The 18,445-nt window shown below is 53.9% G+C and carries 11 protein-coding genes and 4 pseudogenes; 10 read left to right on the forward strand and 5 right to left on the reverse strand.

The genetic code is table 11. The features are described from left to right. Positions 1 to 25: 25 nt before the first annotated feature. The 7 genes from hrpB (at position 26) to ABOC32_RS06310 (ending at position 10,225) form a co-directional block, all read left to right on the forward strand. Positions 26 to 2,545, forward strand: coding sequence for an ATP-dependent helicase HrpB (hrpB, locus tag ABOC32_RS06280; protein ID WP_426810436.1), 2,520 nt, complete (start codon positions 26 to 28; stop codon positions 2,543 to 2,545). A gap of 58 nt (positions 2,546 to 2,603) precedes the next feature. Beyond that, a complete protein-coding gene (locus tag ABOC32_RS06285) occupies positions 2,604 to 4,064 on the forward strand; it encodes a site-specific integrase (protein WP_426810437.1) in 1,461 nt (486 codons plus the stop codon). A 67-nt stretch (positions 4,065 to 4,131) separates the two neighbouring features. Beyond that, a complete protein-coding gene (locus ABOC32_RS06290) occupies positions 4,132 to 6,003 on the forward strand; it encodes a hypothetical protein (RefSeq protein WP_426810438.1) in 1,872 nt (623 codons plus the stop codon). Next, positions 6,000 to 8,069 (forward strand): integrase, encoded by a 2,070-nt coding sequence (locus ABOC32_RS06295; protein ID WP_426810439.1) that lies wholly within the window; start codon positions 6,000 to 6,002, stop codon positions 8,067 to 8,069. The genes ABOC32_RS06290 and ABOC32_RS06295 overlap by 4 nt, the downstream gene beginning before the upstream one ends. Next, positions 8,048 to 8,482, forward strand: a complete 435-nt coding sequence (locus tag ABOC32_RS06300) for a hypothetical protein (protein WP_426810440.1) — start codon at positions 8,048 to 8,050, stop codon at positions 8,480 to 8,482. The genes ABOC32_RS06295 and ABOC32_RS06300 overlap by 22 nt, the downstream gene beginning before the upstream one ends. Positions 8,483 to 9,237: 755 nt before the next feature. After that, complete coding sequence (locus ABOC32_RS06305) at positions 9,238 to 9,744, forward strand: hypothetical protein (RefSeq protein ID WP_426810441.1); 507 nt, start codon at positions 9,238 to 9,240, stop codon at positions 9,742 to 9,744. An 82-nt stretch (positions 9,745 to 9,826) separates the two neighbouring features. Further along, entirely contained in the window at positions 9,827 to 10,225 is a 399-nt protein-coding gene (locus ABOC32_RS06310) for a hypothetical protein (RefSeq protein WP_426810442.1), read from the forward strand. Positions 10,226 to 10,613: 388 nt separating this feature from the next. On the opposite strand, the gene ABOC32_RS06315 is transcribed toward ABOC32_RS06310, so the two are convergent. Next, on the reverse strand, positions 10,614 to 11,600 hold the full coding sequence (locus ABOC32_RS06315; RefSeq protein WP_426810443.1) for a hypothetical protein: 987 nt from the start codon (positions 11,598 to 11,600) through the stop codon (positions 10,614 to 10,616). A 1,118-nt stretch (positions 11,601 to 12,718) separates the two neighbouring features. Here ABOC32_RS06315 and ABOC32_RS06320 point away from each other — a divergent pair. Both ABOC32_RS06320 and ABOC32_RS06325 read left to right on the forward strand, forming a co-directional pair. Continuing rightward, positions 12,719 to 16,063 carry a hypothetical protein gene (locus tag ABOC32_RS06320; protein ID WP_426810444.1) on the forward strand — a complete coding sequence of 1,115 codons (3,345 nt, stop codon included), beginning with the start codon at positions 12,719 to 12,721 and terminating at the stop codon, positions 16,061 to 16,063. A gap of 146 nt (positions 16,064 to 16,209) precedes the next feature. After that, positions 16,210 to 16,377, forward strand: a pseudogene (locus ABOC32_RS06325) (IS5/IS1182 family transposase); the annotation flags it as partial. Between the two features lie 30 nt (positions 16,378 to 16,407). Here ABOC32_RS06325 and ABOC32_RS06330 read toward each other — a convergent pair. The 4 genes and pseudogenes from ABOC32_RS06330 to ABOC32_RS06345 all read right to left on the reverse strand — a co-directional run. Then, a pseudogene (locus ABOC32_RS06330) lies at positions 16,408 to 16,596 on the reverse strand (transposase domain-containing protein); the annotation flags it as partial. Between the two features lie 27 nt (positions 16,597 to 16,623). Next, a complete protein-coding gene (gene bla, locus ABOC32_RS06335; protein ID WP_426810445.1) occupies positions 16,624 to 17,499 on the reverse strand; it encodes a class A beta-lactamase in 876 nt (291 codons plus the stop codon). 50 nt (positions 17,500 to 17,549) lie between these two features. Continuing rightward, the gene (locus tag ABOC32_RS06340) at positions 17,550 to 17,684 is read right to left on the reverse strand and encodes a transposase domain-containing protein (RefSeq protein WP_426811572.1); all 135 of its coding nucleotides are present in this window, start codon (positions 17,682 to 17,684) and stop codon (positions 17,550 to 17,552) included. Positions 17,685 to 17,759: 75 nt separating this feature from the next. Further along, a pseudogene (locus ABOC32_RS06345) lies at positions 17,760 to 18,089 on the reverse strand (IS66 family transposase); the annotation flags it as partial. On the opposite strand from ABOC32_RS06345, the pseudogene ABOC32_RS06350 reads away from it, so the two are divergent. Next, a pseudogene (locus ABOC32_RS06350) lies at positions 17,986 to 18,213 on the forward strand (IS5/IS1182 family transposase); the annotation flags it as partial. The pseudogenes ABOC32_RS06345 and ABOC32_RS06350 sit on opposite strands and share 104 nt — an antisense overlap. Positions 18,214 to 18,445: the final 232 nt, after the last annotated feature.

Consider the following 18,445-nt stretch of genomic DNA (forward strand, 5'->3'; position numbering starts at 1 on the left):
CTCGCCAGATTGTTCGAGGACCACCATGATTTCATTACCGATCGATGCCGTCTTGCCCGCCTTGCGCCAAGCCCTGGAAAAACGTGACGAAGCCGTGCTCGAAGCACCACCCGGCGCCGGCAAGACCACCCGCGTGCCACTGGCGCTGCTGAACGAGCCGTGGCTGGCCGGGCAGACCATTCTCATGCTCGAACCGCGGCGGCTGGCGGCGCGGGCGGCGGCCGAGCGATTGGCCAGTGAGCTGGGCGAGCAGGTCGGTGAAACGGTGGGTTACCGCATTCGCCTGGACAGCAAGGTCGGGCCGAAAACCCGTATCGAGGTGGTGACCGAAGGCATCCTTACCCGCCGACTGCAAGCCGACCCGGCGCTGGAAGGCGTGGGCCTGTTGATCTTCGACGAATTTCACGAACGCAGCCTGGATGCCGACCTGGCCTTGGCGCTTAGCCTCAACGGCCGCGAGTTGCTGCGTGACGACCCGCCGCTGAAGATCATGCTGATGTCGGCAACGCTGGAAGGTGAACGCCTGTCGCGGCTGCTGGACGACGCCCCGGTGGTCAGCAGCGAGGGCCGCATGCACCCGGTGGACATCCGCTGGGGGCGGCCTTTTCAGCCCGGTGAGTTCATCGAACCACGGGTAGTCGACAGCGTGCTGCAGGCGCTGGCCGACCAGACGGGCAGTGTGCTGGTGTTCTTGCCGGGCCAGGCCGAAATCCGCCGGGTGCACCAGAGCCTGCAGGAGGCACTGGGCGAGCGGCCGGAGATTCTGCTGTGCCCGCTGCATGGCGAACTCGACCTCAATGCCCAGCGCGCGGCCATCGACCCGGCGCCCAAGGGTCAGCGCAAGGTGGTGCTGGCCACCAACATTGCCGAAACCAGCCTGACCATCGACGGCGTGCGCGTGGTGATCGACGCAGGCCTGGCCCGGGTGCCGCGTTTTGACCCTGGCAGTGGCATGACCCGGCTGGACACCCAGCGTATCTCCCGCGCCAGCGCCACCCAGCGCGCCGGCCGTGCTGGCCGCCTGGAGCCGGGCGTGTGTTACCGGCTGTGGTCCGAAGCCCAGCATGACCAGCTGGCTGCCCATGGCAGCGCCGAAATCCTCCAGGCCGACCTGGCAGGCCTGGCCTTGCAACTGGCGCGCTGGGGCGTCGCACCCCACCAGTTGAGCTGGCTTGACCAACCTCCCAGCGCCGCGTTTGCCCAGGCCCAAGACCTGCTGGCACGGCTGGGGGCATTCAAACCGGGCAGCCGCGACAACCTCAGCGATCACGGCCAGGCCATGGCCGAGCTGCCCGCTCACCCACGCATTGCCCATTTGTTGCTGCGTGGTCAGGGCCTGGGGTTGGCCGCCATGGCCTGTGATGTGGCGGCGTTGCTCGGTGAGCGGGATATCCAGCGTGGCGGCGGTGCCGACCTGCACAGCCGGCTGGCTTTGGTCAGCGGCGAGAGCAAGGCCAGCCGTGGCGGCCAGGGTGGCGTGCAGCGCGCCCGGCAGCTTGCGCGTCAGTACCGTGGCCTGTTGCGTGGCAAGGCCGGGGCCACCGTCGCCGACCCCGACCATCCGCGTTGGCTGGGTGCCTTGCTGGCGTTGGCCTATCCCGACCGGGTCGCGCAGCAGCGGCGTGAAGGGGGCGCCGAGTATCGCCTGGCCAACGGCCGTGCAGCCTTGTTCGGCGAGGTGGATGCGTTGATGAAGCACCCGTGGTTGGTGATCGCCGACCTGGGCAGCCGGCAAGGCCAGCGCGAAGAGCGTATCTACCTTGCGGCAGAGTTCGACCCGGCGCTGCTCGATGATGTGCTGGCCGAGCAGGTCGAGCGGGTCGATCTGCTCGACTGGGACGAGCGCGAGCAGGTGCTGCGTGCCGAACGCCAAACTAGAGTCGGTGAGCTGATACTGAGCCGTGAACCCCTGACCGGCCTGAGTGACGAAGCGCGCGCCAAAGCGCTGCTCGGCCTGGTGCGACGCAAAGGCCTGAACCTGCTGACATGGACCCCGGAACTGCGCCAGTGGCAGGCGCGGGTGGCCCTGCTACGCAAGCTGGACCTGGACAAGGACGGGCAAAGCGAATGGCCCGACCTGGGTGACGAAGCACTGCTCGCCAGCCTGGAAGAATGGTTGCAGCCCTACCTTGGCAAAGTGTCCCGCCTCAGCCACTTCAGCGCGCTGGACCTGCCGTCGCTGCTGCGCAACCTGCTGCCCTGGCCGCTGCCGCAACGCCTGGAAGAACAGGCCCCCGCGCATCTGGCCGTGCCGTCCGGCTCGAACATCCGCCTGGACTACAGCGAAACCCCGCCGGTTCTTGCCGTGCGCCTGCAAGAACTGTTCGGCCTCGCCGACACCCCGCGCATCGCCAATGGCCGGCAGCAGGTCAAGTTGCACCTGCTGTCCCCGGCCCGTCGGCCGGTGCAGGTGACCCAGGACCTGGCCAACTTCTGGCGCACGACCTATGCCGAAGTGAAGAAAGACCTGAAAGGGCGGTACCCCAAGCTATTCCATAACCTCGATCCTTGGGTGGAATCGCTTAACAAAAAAGAGTTTGACTAATTTACTGGCGCGCGCTCGCATAACATCTAGTCTTGACTCACTGCTTAGGGAGTGAGTCATGTCCTACTTGAATCCTCGCCACGAAGGTCGGCTGTTGGTTATGCCGGTGCTGCCGAATGCCTTCGCCACCCTTCAAGTCTATGAGGCAACGGCTAATTCTGTCCCGCTTGCGCTCGAAGGGTCGGATGACAAGGTTGCTTTTTTGGTTGACGAAGTTGGAGGCGGAGATGCTCGCGATGTTTTCCACTTTCCTTTTCTATTTCACGCGAATGGCGAATCGTGGCACGAAGCGAATGATTATTTGCTGAGTTTGCTGAAACACAAGTCGTCGATGAGTCGACGCACTGATGATGTTCGGCGCGTAGCCAGCAAGCTGCTTGATTATTTACTTTTCTGCGAAGACGAAAGTCTAGATTGGCTGGATTTTTCAGGAGCGCGCCCATCGCTTCGTCCAACTTATAAATACTTCTATCACTTGATTAATCAAGGTGGGCGAAGTAATGCGGTGGTGAATCAGTATACTGGTGCGGTATACAATTTCTATCAATACATATCGGTGCATTGGCATGAGGTCGACATGAAGCGTGTCGATACGGTTAAACAGGTTAAGATGGTAGTTCGAGGTGCTAATGGTAGTAAGGTCATAGATGTAGAAAAACGAAGCCAGACAACACGCGCACGGCCAGTTAGTCCAGTGTTACTGGGTTTTGTACGGGAAGATGGCGAGGATCTACGGCCGCTGTCCAATTTAGAGCTAAGAGCACTAATAACCACCATCGTCAATGAAAAGCTATGGTCAACAATTGAGCGACTGATTTTGCTCACTTCACTAATGACAGGCGCACGGAAGCAAACCGTTCTGACCCTGCGCCTGAGACATTTGGAAGGATTTTCAGAAGGTAGGTTGCTGCCGGAGGGCGCTTATAAGGTCCATGCTGGACCGGGCACCGGAATTGATACCAAATTCGATAAGCCGCAAGATTTGTACTTCCCGAAGCAGCTTGCCGAAGAGCTAACCACTCTTGCTTGCAGCCCGATGATGAAGAAAAGACGTGAAAAATTTCGTGCTCAAATGGCTGCTCAATTCGGCATGTCAATCAGCGAAGAAGATGTATACCTGTTTATTTCGGAACAGGGGAATTGCTATTACATGGCCAAAAACGATCCGCGCTATATGTTGGTTAAGTCGCCGCAAACTGGCCAGGTAACAGAGACAATAAAGCGCAAGCTGGTGAAGAAAACTTTCGAACAGTTCCCAGCAGATTTTTCCTATCATTGGTTGCGTGCAACTTTTGCGTACCAGCTGTACCAGCGGCTGCAGGTTTTAGTGGATAAAGGAGTGATGCGCGATGGGGAGATCATAGACTTCATTCAGAACCGCATGCATCACGAGTCCAGGGAAACAACAGAGCACTATCTGAAACTATTTAGGATGACTCAAGAGAAGTTTATTGCTCAAGAGTTGTGGGAACAAAAGCTGTTTAATAACAGTGGCTATAGTGCTTTGGTTGTAGGTTAGGTGTATGAAAATTCGGAAGCAGTTCGAGTACCGGAGCCATACTAAAATTATAACGCTGAGTGAGGTAGTGCAAGATTTTGCCAATCCTGAGCTGTTGCGTTTGCAGCTGCATCCGAAAGTAAAAAAGAAACCTTTGGATATTGGCAGTTTTGCATATGCCATTCGTGGAAAAAATGAGAGTATATGGGATGTTCGCGGTACGCCAGTAGTTATCCAGTCGCTTGTTGTAAGCAGGCGCGAGTTGATTATAAAAATGCTGGAGTCCTTCTTGGGGCTACGTGAACGGTCAGTTGTAGCCATATTCTATAATGCTGAGCGTGTATTGGAGTGGTTAGGCGCTAACGGTTATCGGGAGATTTTTGCCAGTGCTCCTGATGCCCAGCGGGCATATCGAGACTATACCGCTTATCTCAATGCCAAGATAGCTCATCGAACCATTAGGCCAGCAACCGCTAAGAATTACCAAAATGCGCTGATTAATATTATCCAATTAGTATATCCAGAAACAAGCCACCATATCCTCGCTGGCGCGATAAAAATAGTTGCGCTTAGAGGCTCGGCCGGAGCCAGTGCTGGCCATTTCGAATTGTATCGTGATGTTTGTTTGGCAGTTGCGCAGAAAGTCGGTGATAATGTTGTAACTAATAAGAAATTCCCCTTTGTGGTAAATATAAGGGATTATGAGGTAGTTGTATTTCCATCTAATCGGGGAGCGATAGGTCCATTCAATCAGTGTCCTTTTTCTTACAATGTGGCTGAGCGACGAATTGCTACGGTAGAGGAATATATAGCGAGCCGCGAGCAGGTGCGAATGAGGCACATAAGCAGAAGTTCAGTTGTACAGAATTTGAATGAATCGCGAAATAGTCTGGTTATGGCTAACCAAAACCAGCGCCACTGGCATCGAATCGAAATGGCAGGATTGGCCGCTAAAGCCTATGCGTGTATTTTCCTGATGATTACAGGGGCTACGCCGACAGAGCTTGCACAATTCACCTATGCCGATGCGCTTGAAGTGCAAAAATCACCGCTCAAGAAAGAACTGTCCGCTGTTAAATTTCGCGCTAGTGGCAAGGTGACTCTTTATAATGTTGGGCGTTATAGCGGCTTGTCTCTTCTTCAAGATTACCTAAAGCTTCGCGAATGGATTTTGAACGGTGTGCCATCCGATCTGCTTTTCTTTGGAATGCCTCGATCAGCAGCGCGCGGCGAACTAGTTCTTAGCTATGAAGCGCTTGACGTTACTCATGCGATAAAAAAATTACACAATACTATAAGCGGGGTTTTTCTTGATCCGGAGGTGCCGCGACTATCGCCTAGGCAGATGCGCAAAGCGAAAAGCAGTGGCATGCACACCGCCCGCGTTGGGCCCAGCACGGTGGCTTCCGCACTGAATCACAGCGAGGCAGTCAATCTTTCCACCTACTCTGAGGCGGGGCCGGAGCAGCAGGAGGCCGAGATAAGCGCCTTCTGGCTAGCCATCCACCGTGCAGCTGAGGTGGTTCGTGAGCGCAGCGAGAAGGCCGCAGGCGCTGAGATTGCAACGGCAGCGGGTCATTGCGATTCCTTTAATCAGCCCAACCCTGTTCGCAACCAGGGAGTCGCTGTAATCGAGCCGAACTGCCGCACGCAATACGGTTGCTTGTATTGCGAGCACTTTATCGTTCACAGCGATGAAGAGGATTTGCACAAATTGATCAGTTTGCAGTATGTGATTAACGCTGTGCGCAAACTGGCTCCTGATGCCGACCATGCTGAAGTATTGTACAGGGACTTGTCCATACGAATCGAGTTCATGCTGGAAGCGCTTGGCAGTCGATCCGAAATGGTAAAGCAAATGATAGATAAGGTAAGGGTTGATGTATTTGAATACGGTATGCTGACATTATTCTGGGAGCGTCGCTTGAGCCGTTATGAGAAAATGGGGGTGGTGTTTTGAATGGGCTGGTTTGGTCTGTAGGCGGCTTATTTTCAAGCGGACAGTTTCCCGAGATTTGTGAGCCAGATCATGCGCCTCAACTCTTTGCTCAGCCTGCCCTTGACTTTGTTCTATGTCGTGATAAGTCCGGAAAACCGACTGCAATATATGGTAACACCGTATGGGATCTAAATCCGTACAGGCTGAGCGCCAGGAAAATCGTACGATTTAATTTTGACAAGGTATTTAATGATAAGGGTGCTGAGCAGCAGGCCTTAGTTGAGGAGGTTAAGCACATATTGTATTGCATGATCTATTTCGCTGGCGGCGGACGACTCGGTGCACTGAGCGCCAAAACGCTAGGGCAGTATTGGCATGTGCTACGCATATGCATGCAGTTTTGCTTGGAGCAGAAGTTAAAGCCAATGGTCGGTGTGCTGTCATTGCAGCAGCTTCTTACCAATCCAGCTTATCTAGGCACCTTTATTCATCAAAAGAAATTTTCACGTAGCGCATTCGCTGGTGTTTTAGGTGCCTTGAATAGAGTGGGCGAAGAGCGTTTAGGTTATGCCGTACTTAACCCAGCAAGTTTTGACTTGAAGAGGCTGGAAAGTAAACAACATCCCGTCATTCCGACTCGTATCTATCTGCATATGATTAATGTCGCCGCTGATCTCCTTGAGCAGATATATCGAGGCGTTGATCGTTATGAGTCATTCTTGATGTGCTTTGCTGATGAGCACTATGGTCTTAATCAGCGCGTTCAAATTTGTCGTGGGATTGGTGGTAAGGCGTTTTTGCGTCCGGGTATGTCGCAAGCTCTGGAAGTGCACGGACTTGCTTCGGTTTTTACTGGAGATTTTTCATGTTCTGATAGACGTTTTCTCCAGAAGTCTGTGCGCCTGATACAGTATCTGATAAAAGCTGTGATCCATCTTTATACTGGTATGCGCGATCAGGAAGTCATGCGGATGTCCTACGACTGTATATCTGAGTCTGTAGTCCGTAAGTCTATCGTTGATCACCAAGGTGTTGAGCGTGACAAACCCCTCTTAGTAAACGTGCTTTCGACTACGACAAAGTTCACCGGGTACAAAAAAGAAGGCGCATGGTTTGCGTCAAGTGAGGTGGTAAAAGCAGTGAAAGTGGCTCAGGCAATATGTCGTGGACTTGCCAAGCTCTACAAAGTTGATCTCGATGAAGATTTCCCGCTGTTTGCCAATCCTTCTGTCATCACTTACAAAAATTCTAGCGAAGAGGTGAATGTATCTGATTTCACCGGGCCGAAATGTAGGGCGCTGTTTGGTTCATTGACGATAGAGTCAGTCGATTTGCAGGAGCTAGCTCTAAGCGATCCTTCACGCGACTTTTTCAGTGATCCAGAGTTCGCGGTTGGCCAGCCCTGGCCGCTGACCAGTCATCAGTTCAGGCGGTCGTTGGGCTTTTATGGTGCGAGCAGCGGGTTTATCTCACTACCAACTCTACGTACACAGTTCAAGCATATGACGATTGAGATGTCTCGCTATTACGCGAATCACTACGACAATCTTCGAACCGTCTTTGGGTATTACGACGACAAGAAAAAAGAGTTCGTGCTTCCCAATACTCATTTCGCTTTCGAGTATCAAATGGCGATGCCTATGGCCGTTGCAAATCAATTAATTGCTGATTTGCTGCTCAGCGAGGAGCCGTTATTCGGCGGAACTGGCTCGTATGCTGAAAAACAGAAAGAACGGGTCAAAGCCGGCGAAATACAAATAGGATATGTACGAGCGGATACAGAACGTCGGGTGAGCACTGGCGCAATAAGTTATCGGCCGACGCTCCTGGGTGGATGCACGAAAGCAGGCCATTGTGACTCTTTCTTGTTGGGGGATTACACTGAGTGCTTATCCTGCGAGGGGGCCATCATCAAGCCTTCTAAGCTCGATGCAGCAATTGAGGATGCGACCATGGAGCTGGCGAATTACGAGGAGGGCTCGGGCGAATATCAGATCGTGATGGGGGATATTCAACGCCTGACAGCCTTCAAAACCAGGCTGATTGAAACGGTGGGGGATAAAAGATGGGTGCTGACAAGGACTTAGGTAGTGGGCTAATCGCGTGCGTGGAGGCCTTACAACGACTTCTCACCGGAAAGCCCATTGTATCTGCCCATGTGGGTTTAGATTTGTCGAAGCTCACAGCCAGCATTGTTAGCTTGGAAGCTGGTTTCGATCGGGGCTATCTGAAAAAATCTCGCACAGCGCACTTACCACTGCTGGCGCAGATAGAGGCAGTTCGGGAAAAGACGAATAAGGGTGTTTCTTCAAATGGTAATCAACTTCGGCAGCTAGAGAAAAGGATTGCCAAGCTGGAAGATGAACTGGCAAGGGCCCAAGAGCAGCGAGGTAGAGCTCTAGTTCAGAATATGAAGCTTTGGGAGCGAGTACGAGAGCTTGAACGGGCGCTGGTCGGACATCCCAGCGGCAATGTTCGGATGCTGCTTGCTCCTGACTGATGGCCCGTCAATTGTTATGTGGCATAGACCGGCGTGTCTTCGAGCTGCTCAAAGATGGAGATTTTAAGCAAATCACAATCCGAAGACTGATGGCTGCATACGCCCGCCAGGTGGAGGCATCGTTAAGTGATGTTGAGCTATAGTCCAAAATCTATGATTAGGTCAGGCGGTTGAAGCGTGTGTGATGGATCCGGCATGACGTTGTGCACCGAAGCTCGGTCGTGCCTTCCGCGTCTCAGGGAAGCCAGCAGGCTTGTGCTTTAGAAGTTCCATCGTGGAACTTTAATTCGCATGTCCAGGTTTCCTAATGCAGTTAGCCGGAAAAAACATCGGCTCCACGATCTTATATAGACCATTTCGCACTATACGCTTTCGGTTTGCTCTACGAAGCGATCTACAGCCTGCTGAGGTCGTTTCGGACCTTGGAGAATAGTTCTTCGATTTCACTCTCCTCGTCGGCTAGAAGAAAAACCTCAACAAGCAGGCTGAGTGGGTGTACACCTATTCTTCCTGCTAGCCCACAATTTTTTCAACGTAGGGTTTTAAGGCCGCGTTCTAAGGAGCTGACGTATGTCCGGCCGCTGACGTCGCTGAAATCCTCCTGAGGAGGCCACGGCTTTGTCTTGTCTTCCGGAGTGCTATAGCGAGGGCCTGCTTGAGCTCCATTTGCGCTTAATCCACAAACGGTACGATTAAGCCTCTTTGAATCCTATAGCACTACACCCTATAGTGGTTATTTTGCGAGGAGGTGCGTTATGCCATCGTTACGAGTCAGCCTTGAAACATTTTCAGAGGTGATTGATCGGAATGGCCAGTCCACATTTCTCATAGTCTGCGTGCTGGACCTTTGCAGTACGGATGATGTAATTGAGATCGTTGTCTGTAAGACAGGTCAGTGCACTCTCGATTTTTTGAATCGCCTCGATCGGCCTAACGCCGAACAGGCCGTTGTGGGTGTTCAGTTAGCTTTGCCACCGCAGATGACCAAGGAGGCGAAATGGGTGGTGCACCCGGTGCTTGATTTCACAAGAGTCACATTGGATGTCAACATGCATCTGACAGATACTTATGCGTACCGAGTCGCATCTGGAAAATATTTCTCGGACAACAGAGAAATTTCAGCTCAAGCTATCAAGAGTGTGAGAAGTATCTATCAAGCCTCTAATGCTGAATCCCTGGCCGACCCGGAGCTGAGTGATTTCCAATCCTGGATTGCCAAAATATTGAGACAGCTGATTAATGAAGCCTATACTTTGACGTGATGGAGAAAGGGCGGGGTTATATATGAGTTTGAGAAGGCCTTCAATCTAATTGGTTACTTGTTACTCAGTGGGAGTACATATCATGGTAAGCAATGAGCGCCTAACCAGCTTACAATGCACAGTTGGGCTGAGGGCCGCTTTGCGAATAATTGAAGGTTGGAAAGCTACCCCAAGTCAAGCCTGCAGAATTCTTCGAATTTCGCTTTCGACGTTTCGCCGTGCTGTGCGGGGGAGCGGATGTGGCGCGAAGCTCGACTTGGATCAACAACAGAGGATTGGCTTGGTGATCGGCATACATGGCTTTCTGAGGGCGACGTTCACTAATCAAGAAAATGTCAGGGGGTTCCCAAGTTTCAAGAATGGGAATTCGTTTTTTGACGGTAGGTCACCGCTAGAAGTCATGGCCCAGGGCGACCTGATCTCTCTGTACGAAACCTACAAGCGCATTGAGCAGATTCAAGCGGCGAGCTCATGGGGTTAAGCATCAGCCGCAGTGATAATCTTTAATAGACCAAGCCACCAGTTGCAGGAGGGGTGTTAGTGCGAGGCCGTCTTTAGACATAGTCGACAGATCCCTCGTACTAAATTCCGAGCCAGTCCGCCCTTGGTAATCGCATTTGCCCTGGCCAGTAGTACACGAGGCGACCTGACCAGCGAACCGCCGGGCTTCGACACAGATGGTAAGTCCGTCATGCTCGGCGAATTTTGGCCGAGCAACGACGAAATCAAAGCACTATCGGTTAAAGCCACGAACCCGCAGCTGCATACACAATGGTACGCCGACCTCACTTGCGACCACGACCTGTGGAACGACATCGTGGCTGCTGGTGACTTGCTGCTGTTTCCAGGCCCGACCATGTTAACGTTCGTCACTGCTGAATACGTATTCCGGTTGCATCGTATTTGCGCTTCAGAGCTGCATCAATATCTGCAACAAACCTTTCGGGCGCCATCGCTAGCGTTTCTCCCGTCAACCGATGGACAGCGGCTACAGTTTCCGCCCGAATGGCTTGATTGCTGGTGAGCTGGACTGTAAGTACCAGATTGGACTTTTCGGAAAAGTCGCTCATCATCCTGGACAGAGCTCCAAGCTCTCGTTCAATACTCGTGATAGCAGCCACATTATTGAGAGTGGCCTCGGCTTGATCAATTTCAGCGTTAGTCAGGTGATCTTTGGCAGGAATAAGATCGAGCTGTTTACGATAGTCTGATATCTGCCCAGCATAAGTTTTATGATCCAGCTCAAGCCATGCACCCAATCCATTGAGCTTGCCGTAGGAACTCGGGTACCAAGCTCTCTCGATAATCTTCTTTCCATTATCGAATCCTGTCTTTGTTATCTGATATTCCCAGACCACTTCCAGCCTATTAGTCTTCCAGCGGTCGATTAATTTATGCCAGATCTGTCGGGGGAGTGTGTTGCATAAATCAGAGATTCGCACTTGCAGATCCCTATGCAGCAGGTGAACGGCTTTGCCCTGCTCTACGTATGATTGCCGCTTCTTGAGCAGGTTTTCCACCTTACGACGACGGATTGATTGCCGCTGGTTCGCATCTAGCTGCTTGAAGCCAGATTTGACCGATTCATCATTCAGGCTGAGGTATTTGTGAGCGCAGCAATGGCCAATCAGAACCACCGAACCATCCGTACAACTAACGACGTAACCTTTTTGGTGCTGCTGAGCACAACGCTTACCAAGCTTTTCATACTGGCAGCTTGCTTCTGGCTGATAGAGCTTGTAAGGCCACACAGCGTGGCTGAAATTCACTTTATTAAGCAGCAGATCTAGGGCGATTTCGAAGTGACCTTGGATGTCAGCGAAAGTCTTGAATTCCATAAAGTCGGTTGATGGCATCAATTGCTCCAATCTGTTTAAAACGGGAGAAGATGGGGGCTCAGGGTGATCTGTATATATAAACAGTATAGAGGAGGTAGGCCTCCGATGGAAGGCTTTGTGACATCAGTCGATGTGGTAGCAAGGGGGTTCGGTGAGATGAGGTCTCGCCATAGAAAGGCCAATATGGCCAGCCAACGGGACAGGGATTGGCCCTTCCATCGGCCAGCGCTCTTTACAGGGCGGGACGCCTCACCGTTTGTGGCTGCAACAGTTTTAATTCTCTAGAGCGCTTGGCCCTTCTAGCTCGGGGGCAGGTTGCGACAGTTTGCGATTTATCACGAACGGACTGGAGACCACGAAACCAGGGGGCCTCCTGCGACAATTTTAATTCTCTAAATCCATATCCGTAATGTGAATTCAAGTAGGATATACCTACAGTTGCAGAAACGCAGACGCGCAATCCGGAGTGGAGTTATATGGAGGAGGGGGAGGAGCCGGTGCTCACAGCTGACAGTGACTCTGACTCGGAAGCTGGTTCAGGCGCCCAGTCTCTCGCTGGCTACGATTACCAGGTCGACATCTCCATCTGGTTGGCCCTCGATCTAATGCTGGGCTCTGGCCTCACTCAGATGCTCGAACTTGAGCCCAGTAGCGAGGAGGATATCGAAGCGCAACTGGCAGACGACGAGCCCGGGCGCGTATCGACACAAGTTGGTCTGGATGGCTACACCCTAGTCGTGCAGGCAAAGCTCCGCGGCGGCGACGCCTGGACTGTTAACGGCATCAGTCGTGTCCTGAAGCATGGAAGTGCAACACGATTATCGGCAGCGCGGCGGTTGGCCTCCCCTACTATCCGATATCTATTAGTAACAAGCGCGGCTTTAAACGGAAAAGCGAGAGGGCTAGCAGTGAAGCGCCCCGGAAGTTGGCCTAAGAGCAGCGGAATGCCTTCCTCTATGCTGAAGGAGCTCCCGGCAGGAGCTGCGGGACGCGTTGCGGTCATTGGCAATTTGGGCGAAGAGCACTTAATACACGAAATCAAACGACTCCTGATCGAACGGTTTGGAGTCCCAAACTCGCGCTGGATCGAGTGCCTCCGCGTACTCCGCGGTGAGGCACGGCTGCGCGCTCGGCGCGTGGGCGAGGGCCGCTGGCGCCGGGAAGATCTCGAGCAGGTGATCCGCAGCCACGACGGCTACCTAGCGAGTTCGCCTCAACTCGACAACTATGTCCAGCCCAGAAACTGGCAAGATCTGCGCGACGCAATGGGAAGCCCCAAATACGCCGCGATCATCATTGGCCAATCCGGAACTGGAAAAACACTCGCGACAAGCAAACTCTACGAAGAGCTTCGCCGCGAGAACCCGGGACTGACGCGCGTTCCAATCCGTCGTGGTCCGCAACAGTTGCGCGATGACCTAACGCCGCCACCTGTTCTCTATGACATTGAGGATCCGTGGGGCCGCTACGATTTCGATCCTGCAAGCCGGCCATGGAACGACGAACTTGCCCAATGGCTTGGGCGAGCACGCGCCGATAGAATGATCATAGCCACGAGTCGGCGAGATGTGGCCATGTCGTCGGGGGCGCTGAAGTCTGTTGATCGATGGGTGGTTCCGCTCGAAGCAGAGCATTATGGCAAGCCTGAGCGACAGCGGCTCTACCGCTCTCGAATCGATACTTTGCCACGGGACGTGCGCCTACTGGCGGCTAGAGCGGAGCCGCAGGTGCTCGCTAGTTTGGCAACCCCGCTTGAAATCGAGAAATTTTTCGACGCGCTACGCACCATGGGGCGTCCACAGAAGTATGGAGAGAATGCTTTCATAAGCGACGCGATCGCCAAAGCTCACGAGCAGTCGATTGAGTTGACAGTCGTTCTGCAAATTGAGGAGCGAGAAGATGTTCGAGCCGCAGCCGTCGTATGGGGGTTCCTGAAGGCAAACGATCATCTGTCGCTCCGGATGCTTCGTAGCTTGGAGCTTGAACTAGCCGAATCGCTGCCCGCCTTCGAAAAAGGCGTTATGCCTTTAGTGGACTGTTTCGTTGCTGCACGCAACCTACGCTCCGGTTCAGGGGATGTGAGTTATTATCACCCCCGTGTCGAAGCAGGTGTAGAGGCGGCGCTCAAGCGCCAACCGATTCCCGTAACCTTGGCGCTGCGTACGCTCCTTGACGTCCTGACCGATCCAGATGGACTAGGGGACGATTGGGGAGCAGGGATAGCCGCACGCATCGTCGCCGCTGCACAGCATATCCCGGAGCTGACGCTCCTTCCGCGTCCTAAAGCGGCAGCTAAGATCGACGCTTGGCTATCTGATCGCCTTCTCGACCCTTCTTTAAAATTGAGCGAGTATGCAAAGCTTGCAGCTGCGGCGGGGTCAACTTCGTCCAACGCTGCTGAGTTTGTTCGCTACCTTCTTCACCGACCGGATCAGAGCTTAGCTGGCATGCTTTTTTGGGAGCGCCCAGAACATCCCGATGCCTGGTATGACCGCCTTCGCGCGGATCGAACGATTACGGTGATCGCTGGGCGCTTCATCCGAGAAATGCTACCAAATGAGCACGATTACTACAGTCTGTCTTTTATCGACGACCTCAATCGCTTGGCGCCCGACCTGACCTCAGCCTATCTCGAAACAGCTGCGGCCATCGTCCGCTATGGGGTCACCCACTCGTCCGATGTTATCGCTGCCGGCGCCTTGCACGATCTTGGCGGCTTCGAGCCTATCGTAGATACTGCTATCGAAGTACTCACACCAACAACTGACGAGCAGGCGGAGACGCGCGTCACACGCCTCGCCATCATCAATGAAGTTTACAGCAGCGATTACGCCGAACATCTCTCTGACAATGATGATGGTTATACGGCGGTAGAGTTTCTACAAGCCTATACCGATCGTATGCGTCAGGTGAACGGTTGGCAAAGTCTCGCACAGCACCGACATGCCGCGCCGCTCCTCCGCTATTGGATGCAGTCTCTCATGAGAGAAGCAGATACCCAGGCGCCGTCTGACGATGAAGTCGTTGGTGCATTCGCCGCCGCATTCGGTAGCGACGAAGAGGATACGCTATGGTTAATTATGGTGAAGCGTTGGGACGAGCAGTATCGGGAAAAGCTTCTTTCCCGCGTCCGTGAGGGGGCTGCGCAAAGTACGGTACGCTATGCCGCACTGGCTTGCCTAATCGACAAAACACCAGACTCGCTGCCTCAGATTACAGATGAACTTCGTGAGGCTGGAAAGGATGAGCGGATTGTCGAACTAATGATCGACCTCGCACATCTTCAGGATTGGACGAAGGGCGAAGGCGACAAGCATGAAGCAGCCGCAATAACTGCTCTGAATCGCCTCGATCCCGAACTTAGCGAGCTGTGCAGAGCAGCCCAGAAGAGCGCAGCAGAAAAACCACGACCTTTATCTTCGGCAGCAATCATCCTACTCGCAAAACCTGTCCGTTCAAGCCCGAGCGTGCGTGCATTACGCATTCGTCGACACCTTGACCTTCCTGGCTCTGCACGCGATGACATAGAGTGGACACTCGCCCATAGCGATGATCATGAGTCATGCGTTGAGGCTGTTAATGCCGCCATTGCACTTGGAATGAAAGATGTTGCCGCCGGGGCACTCGACCATAGATATTCCCATGTCGTGGCTAAGGCACTCCTTGAGATAGGAGCCAGCATCGCGGCGCCCCTGCCGGCGGAATTACTCGCTTTGGCACATGCCCAAGGCAGCCCGGTAAGGAAGGCCTTAATCCGCCTGCTAGGGGCCAAGCCTCATCTGAACCATCTTCCAGTGCTGCTACACCTAGCGCACGATCATTGGTCTACTTCATCACGCTACTATGGCGAAGAGGACGAATTCCCCATCGCGCGCTCTGCAGTCGATGCGATCGCCGCTCTTGCGCCACTTGATGCGGAAATCCTTGAGAAGCTACAGGAGATCGCGCTTGGGACCTCCGACTGGCTAGTCCGTGCTAACTTGTTCAGGATCATGGCTGTGCAGGGAGGGAGCACATTCCAAGAACGGCTCTTAGAGCTCGCAGTTACTCCCGGTCGCATTCCTATCAGGCGTGCGGCAGCCCACGCGATGTTGAGGGAGGTACAAGTACTGGACGCTACAGTAATTAGCCAGATCACCGTAGACCTCCTGGCGAAGCGCGAGCCGTCAATCGCCGCCATGTTGACCCTCATCGCAACATGTCGAATGGATCTTCATGAGCGCCTTGACCTTGCGCGCGGAATATCGGCGAACGCTAAGCGACGAGCTCTTCTCCTTTTAATGCTTTGGCCGGCAGTGGGGTCTGACGAGTCTTCTAGGTCAGCTATCGAGCAGCTTCTTCCCGACAATCACCCATCGCTCGCGTGGGTTAAGGCCGGACCGAGCGAGAAAGCCGAAGATACCTTGATAGCCGACCTTGGTGATCCTGCTATATGCCTGGCGGTCCTTGATTGGTTGAACCCCAAGGAAAAGAAACCGTGATCAATCGGCTTCGAGCCAGAAATGGCCTTGACCTTGGAATTTTTGTTTTGAGGAATGGTCACGAACGTCTGCATCCGACCCAGGCTGTGTGAAAACGCCCTCGGTTGTCTAACCGTTCGACCGTCGTGATCGTGGCGGGGGCAATCATGAAGCGGTTCATCGAAGGTGAGGCTCGGGCGCAGGCCAAATTGCTACCTGAGTGCCTGGACGACTACATCACCGATGAAAACCCAGTGCGAGTGGTCGATGTCTTCGTCGATGAACTCGACCTGGGCGCGCTCGGTTTTGCAGGCGTCGATCCGGCAGCAACAGGGTAAGCGTACGGTGAACTCACCTTGCGCAATTCAGGTCGGCACCCGCTGCGTCGGCAGCCGCGTAAGTACGTCCTTTAGATAGGCATACGGATAATACCCATTCATACGCACTGATTGGATGAGGCTCATGATTGCAGCCGCCCGTTTACCACTGCGCAGCGACCCGGCAAACAGCCAGTTCGAGCTTCCAAGTGCCCATGGCCGTATCTGGTTTTCGACCTGAGGGATCTACGGGTCTTCCTGAGCCTAGTTCTTCCAGGTGCTAACTACCAAACGTGTCGCCACCGCAATGATCTCGCTGTTTAAGGGGGCGGCCTTTTCCACTCCACGAGTAAAAACTCCAAGGATCCAAGGTGCCCGCCCTTCCGGCCAAATGGTGGCAATATCGTTGGCAACACCATAGTCGCCCGAGCCTGTTTTGTCCCCTACCACCCAATGCTGCGGCACTCCAGCGCGGATTCGGCTCGCACCAGTCGTATTCCCCTTGAGCCAGTTCTGCAAGGTTTGCCGGGAAGCAGATGTAAGGTGATCGGTCAGCACCAGTCGTTGGACAAGAGTGCCCATAGCCAAAGGTGTCGATGTGTCCCGGGGATCACCAGGCAATGCGCTGTTCAACCCCGGCTCTGTGCGATCTAGCCGGAAAAAAGGGTCGCCATTCGTGCGTGCGAAGCTCGTCAACCCGACCGGGCCGCCAACCAAGGCAAGCAGCAGATTGCCTGCGGTGTTGTCGCTGTACTGGATGGCGGCTGCGCACAATTCAGAAACGGTCATACCCGTGGCAACGTGCTTTTGGGTGATCGGGGAGTAGACCACCAATTGATCAGCGCCGTAATGGATCCGCTGCTCAAGCAAAGATGACTCGGTTTCGCTCTGATGGAGGATGGCGCCGGCCAGAATAATCTTGAAGGTGCTACAGAATGGGAAACGCTCTTCGGCTCGATAAGCCAGCGACCTTCCGTTTCCTGTATCAAGAGCCCAAAGACCTATTGTACGGTTGGAGGAATGCTCAAGTAGCTCCAGCTCTCGGGTGATCGAATTAGCTCCCCAAGCTGGTAATACGGGGGCTATCGAGCATGCCAGGGTGCCTTGTAAAAAGTGTCGCCGATGGATGTTTTTTTGCATTTCTGATCCTTAGATAAAGCATAAGTGTACGGGCAAACCGTCTTGCACGACTAAGTCGGACGCCAACGATGCGGAAGCAACTCCGCAATCTCACTGGCCCGTTGTGTTGACAGACGCGTCAGCACATCTTTGAGATAGGCATACGGATCATGCCCATTCAGACGCGCCGACTGGATCAGGCTCATTATCGCCGCGGCCCGTTTGCCGCTGCGCAGCGACCCGGCAAACAACCAGTTCGAGCGACCGAGTGCCCATGGCCGTATCTGGTTCTCGACTTGGTTGTTGTCGATGGGGCTGTAATCGAGGGGCTTTGGCCGTGGCTGATCCGTTGGGCACCAGGTCGCGCTGGCCAAGATCTAGTCATGCAGTGTTTTGCTGATCGGTACCGCCATTTCCTGACGTATTCGCCAACGGTCTTCGTTGCTCATATCCCGAGCCTGGCGTTCAACCTCGTACAAACCGACAATCGAGTGCAGCGCCTGTTCGGCCAATCTGTTCTCTGAGTCGATCATTGCCATCGACAGCAGCAAGTTCAAAGCCGTAAACAATCGCGACCGTAACCTCATCCAGGCCAAGGTGAAAGCCTGCATGCAGCAAATCGAGCAGAGCATAGAGCGCTATCTGACAGCGATGGATTCGGCAGACCGGGCGATGCCGGAAGTGGCCGTAGCCAAGGCCGAGCGATTGAAAGAGAAGGTCGAAACGCTAAGGCGCCTTGACCGGCAGAAACCCGAAGCTGCCTTTGCTGGAGGTCCTCAAACGGCCATTCGCGGGCGATCGGTTATGGGCTAGAATTACAACCATAAGTTCTAATAAGTCGATATAACAATTGCGTTTTATTCTAAGGCGAAGCGTTCCTCAAGTCGGGATACGGCAGCGCCGCCGCACATGACGCGTTGGACTCAGCTACTAGGGACACATCGCTTTCCGTTTCTGATGGCTATCT

The sequence above is a fragment of the Pseudomonas sp. WOUb67 genome (genome assembly GCF_050058005.1).
Lineage (GTDB): Bacteria > Pseudomonadota > Gammaproteobacteria > Pseudomonadales > Pseudomonadaceae > Aquipseudomonas > Aquipseudomonas putida_R.

Excerpts from the sequence above, each read along its gene's own strand:
- bla (WP_426810445.1), bottom strand. The coding sequence starts at position 17,499 with ATGCAAAAAAACATCCATCGGCGACACTTTTTACAAGGCACCCTGGCA.
- hrpB (WP_426810436.1), top strand. The coding sequence starts at position 26 with ATGATTTCATTACCGATCGATGCCGTCTTGCCCGCCTTGCGCCAAGCC.
- ABOC32_RS06310 (WP_426810442.1), top strand. The coding sequence starts at position 9,827 with ATGGTAAGCAATGAGCGCCTAACCAGCTTACAATGCACAGTTGGGCTG.
- ABOC32_RS06315 (WP_426810443.1), bottom strand. The coding sequence starts at position 11,600 with ATGCCATCAACCGACTTTATGGAATTCAAGACTTTCGCTGACATCCAA.
- ABOC32_RS06300 (WP_426810440.1), top strand. The coding sequence starts at position 8,048 with ATGGGTGCTGACAAGGACTTAGGTAGTGGGCTAATCGCGTGCGTGGAG.
- ABOC32_RS06340 (WP_426811572.1), bottom strand. The coding sequence starts at position 17,684 with ATGAGCCTGATCCAGTCGGCGCGTCTGAATGGGCATGATCCGTATGCC.
- ABOC32_RS06305 (WP_426810441.1), top strand. The coding sequence starts at position 9,238 with ATGCCATCGTTACGAGTCAGCCTTGAAACATTTTCAGAGGTGATTGAT.
- ABOC32_RS06285 (WP_426810437.1), top strand. The coding sequence starts at position 2,604 with ATGTCCTACTTGAATCCTCGCCACGAAGGTCGGCTGTTGGTTATGCCG.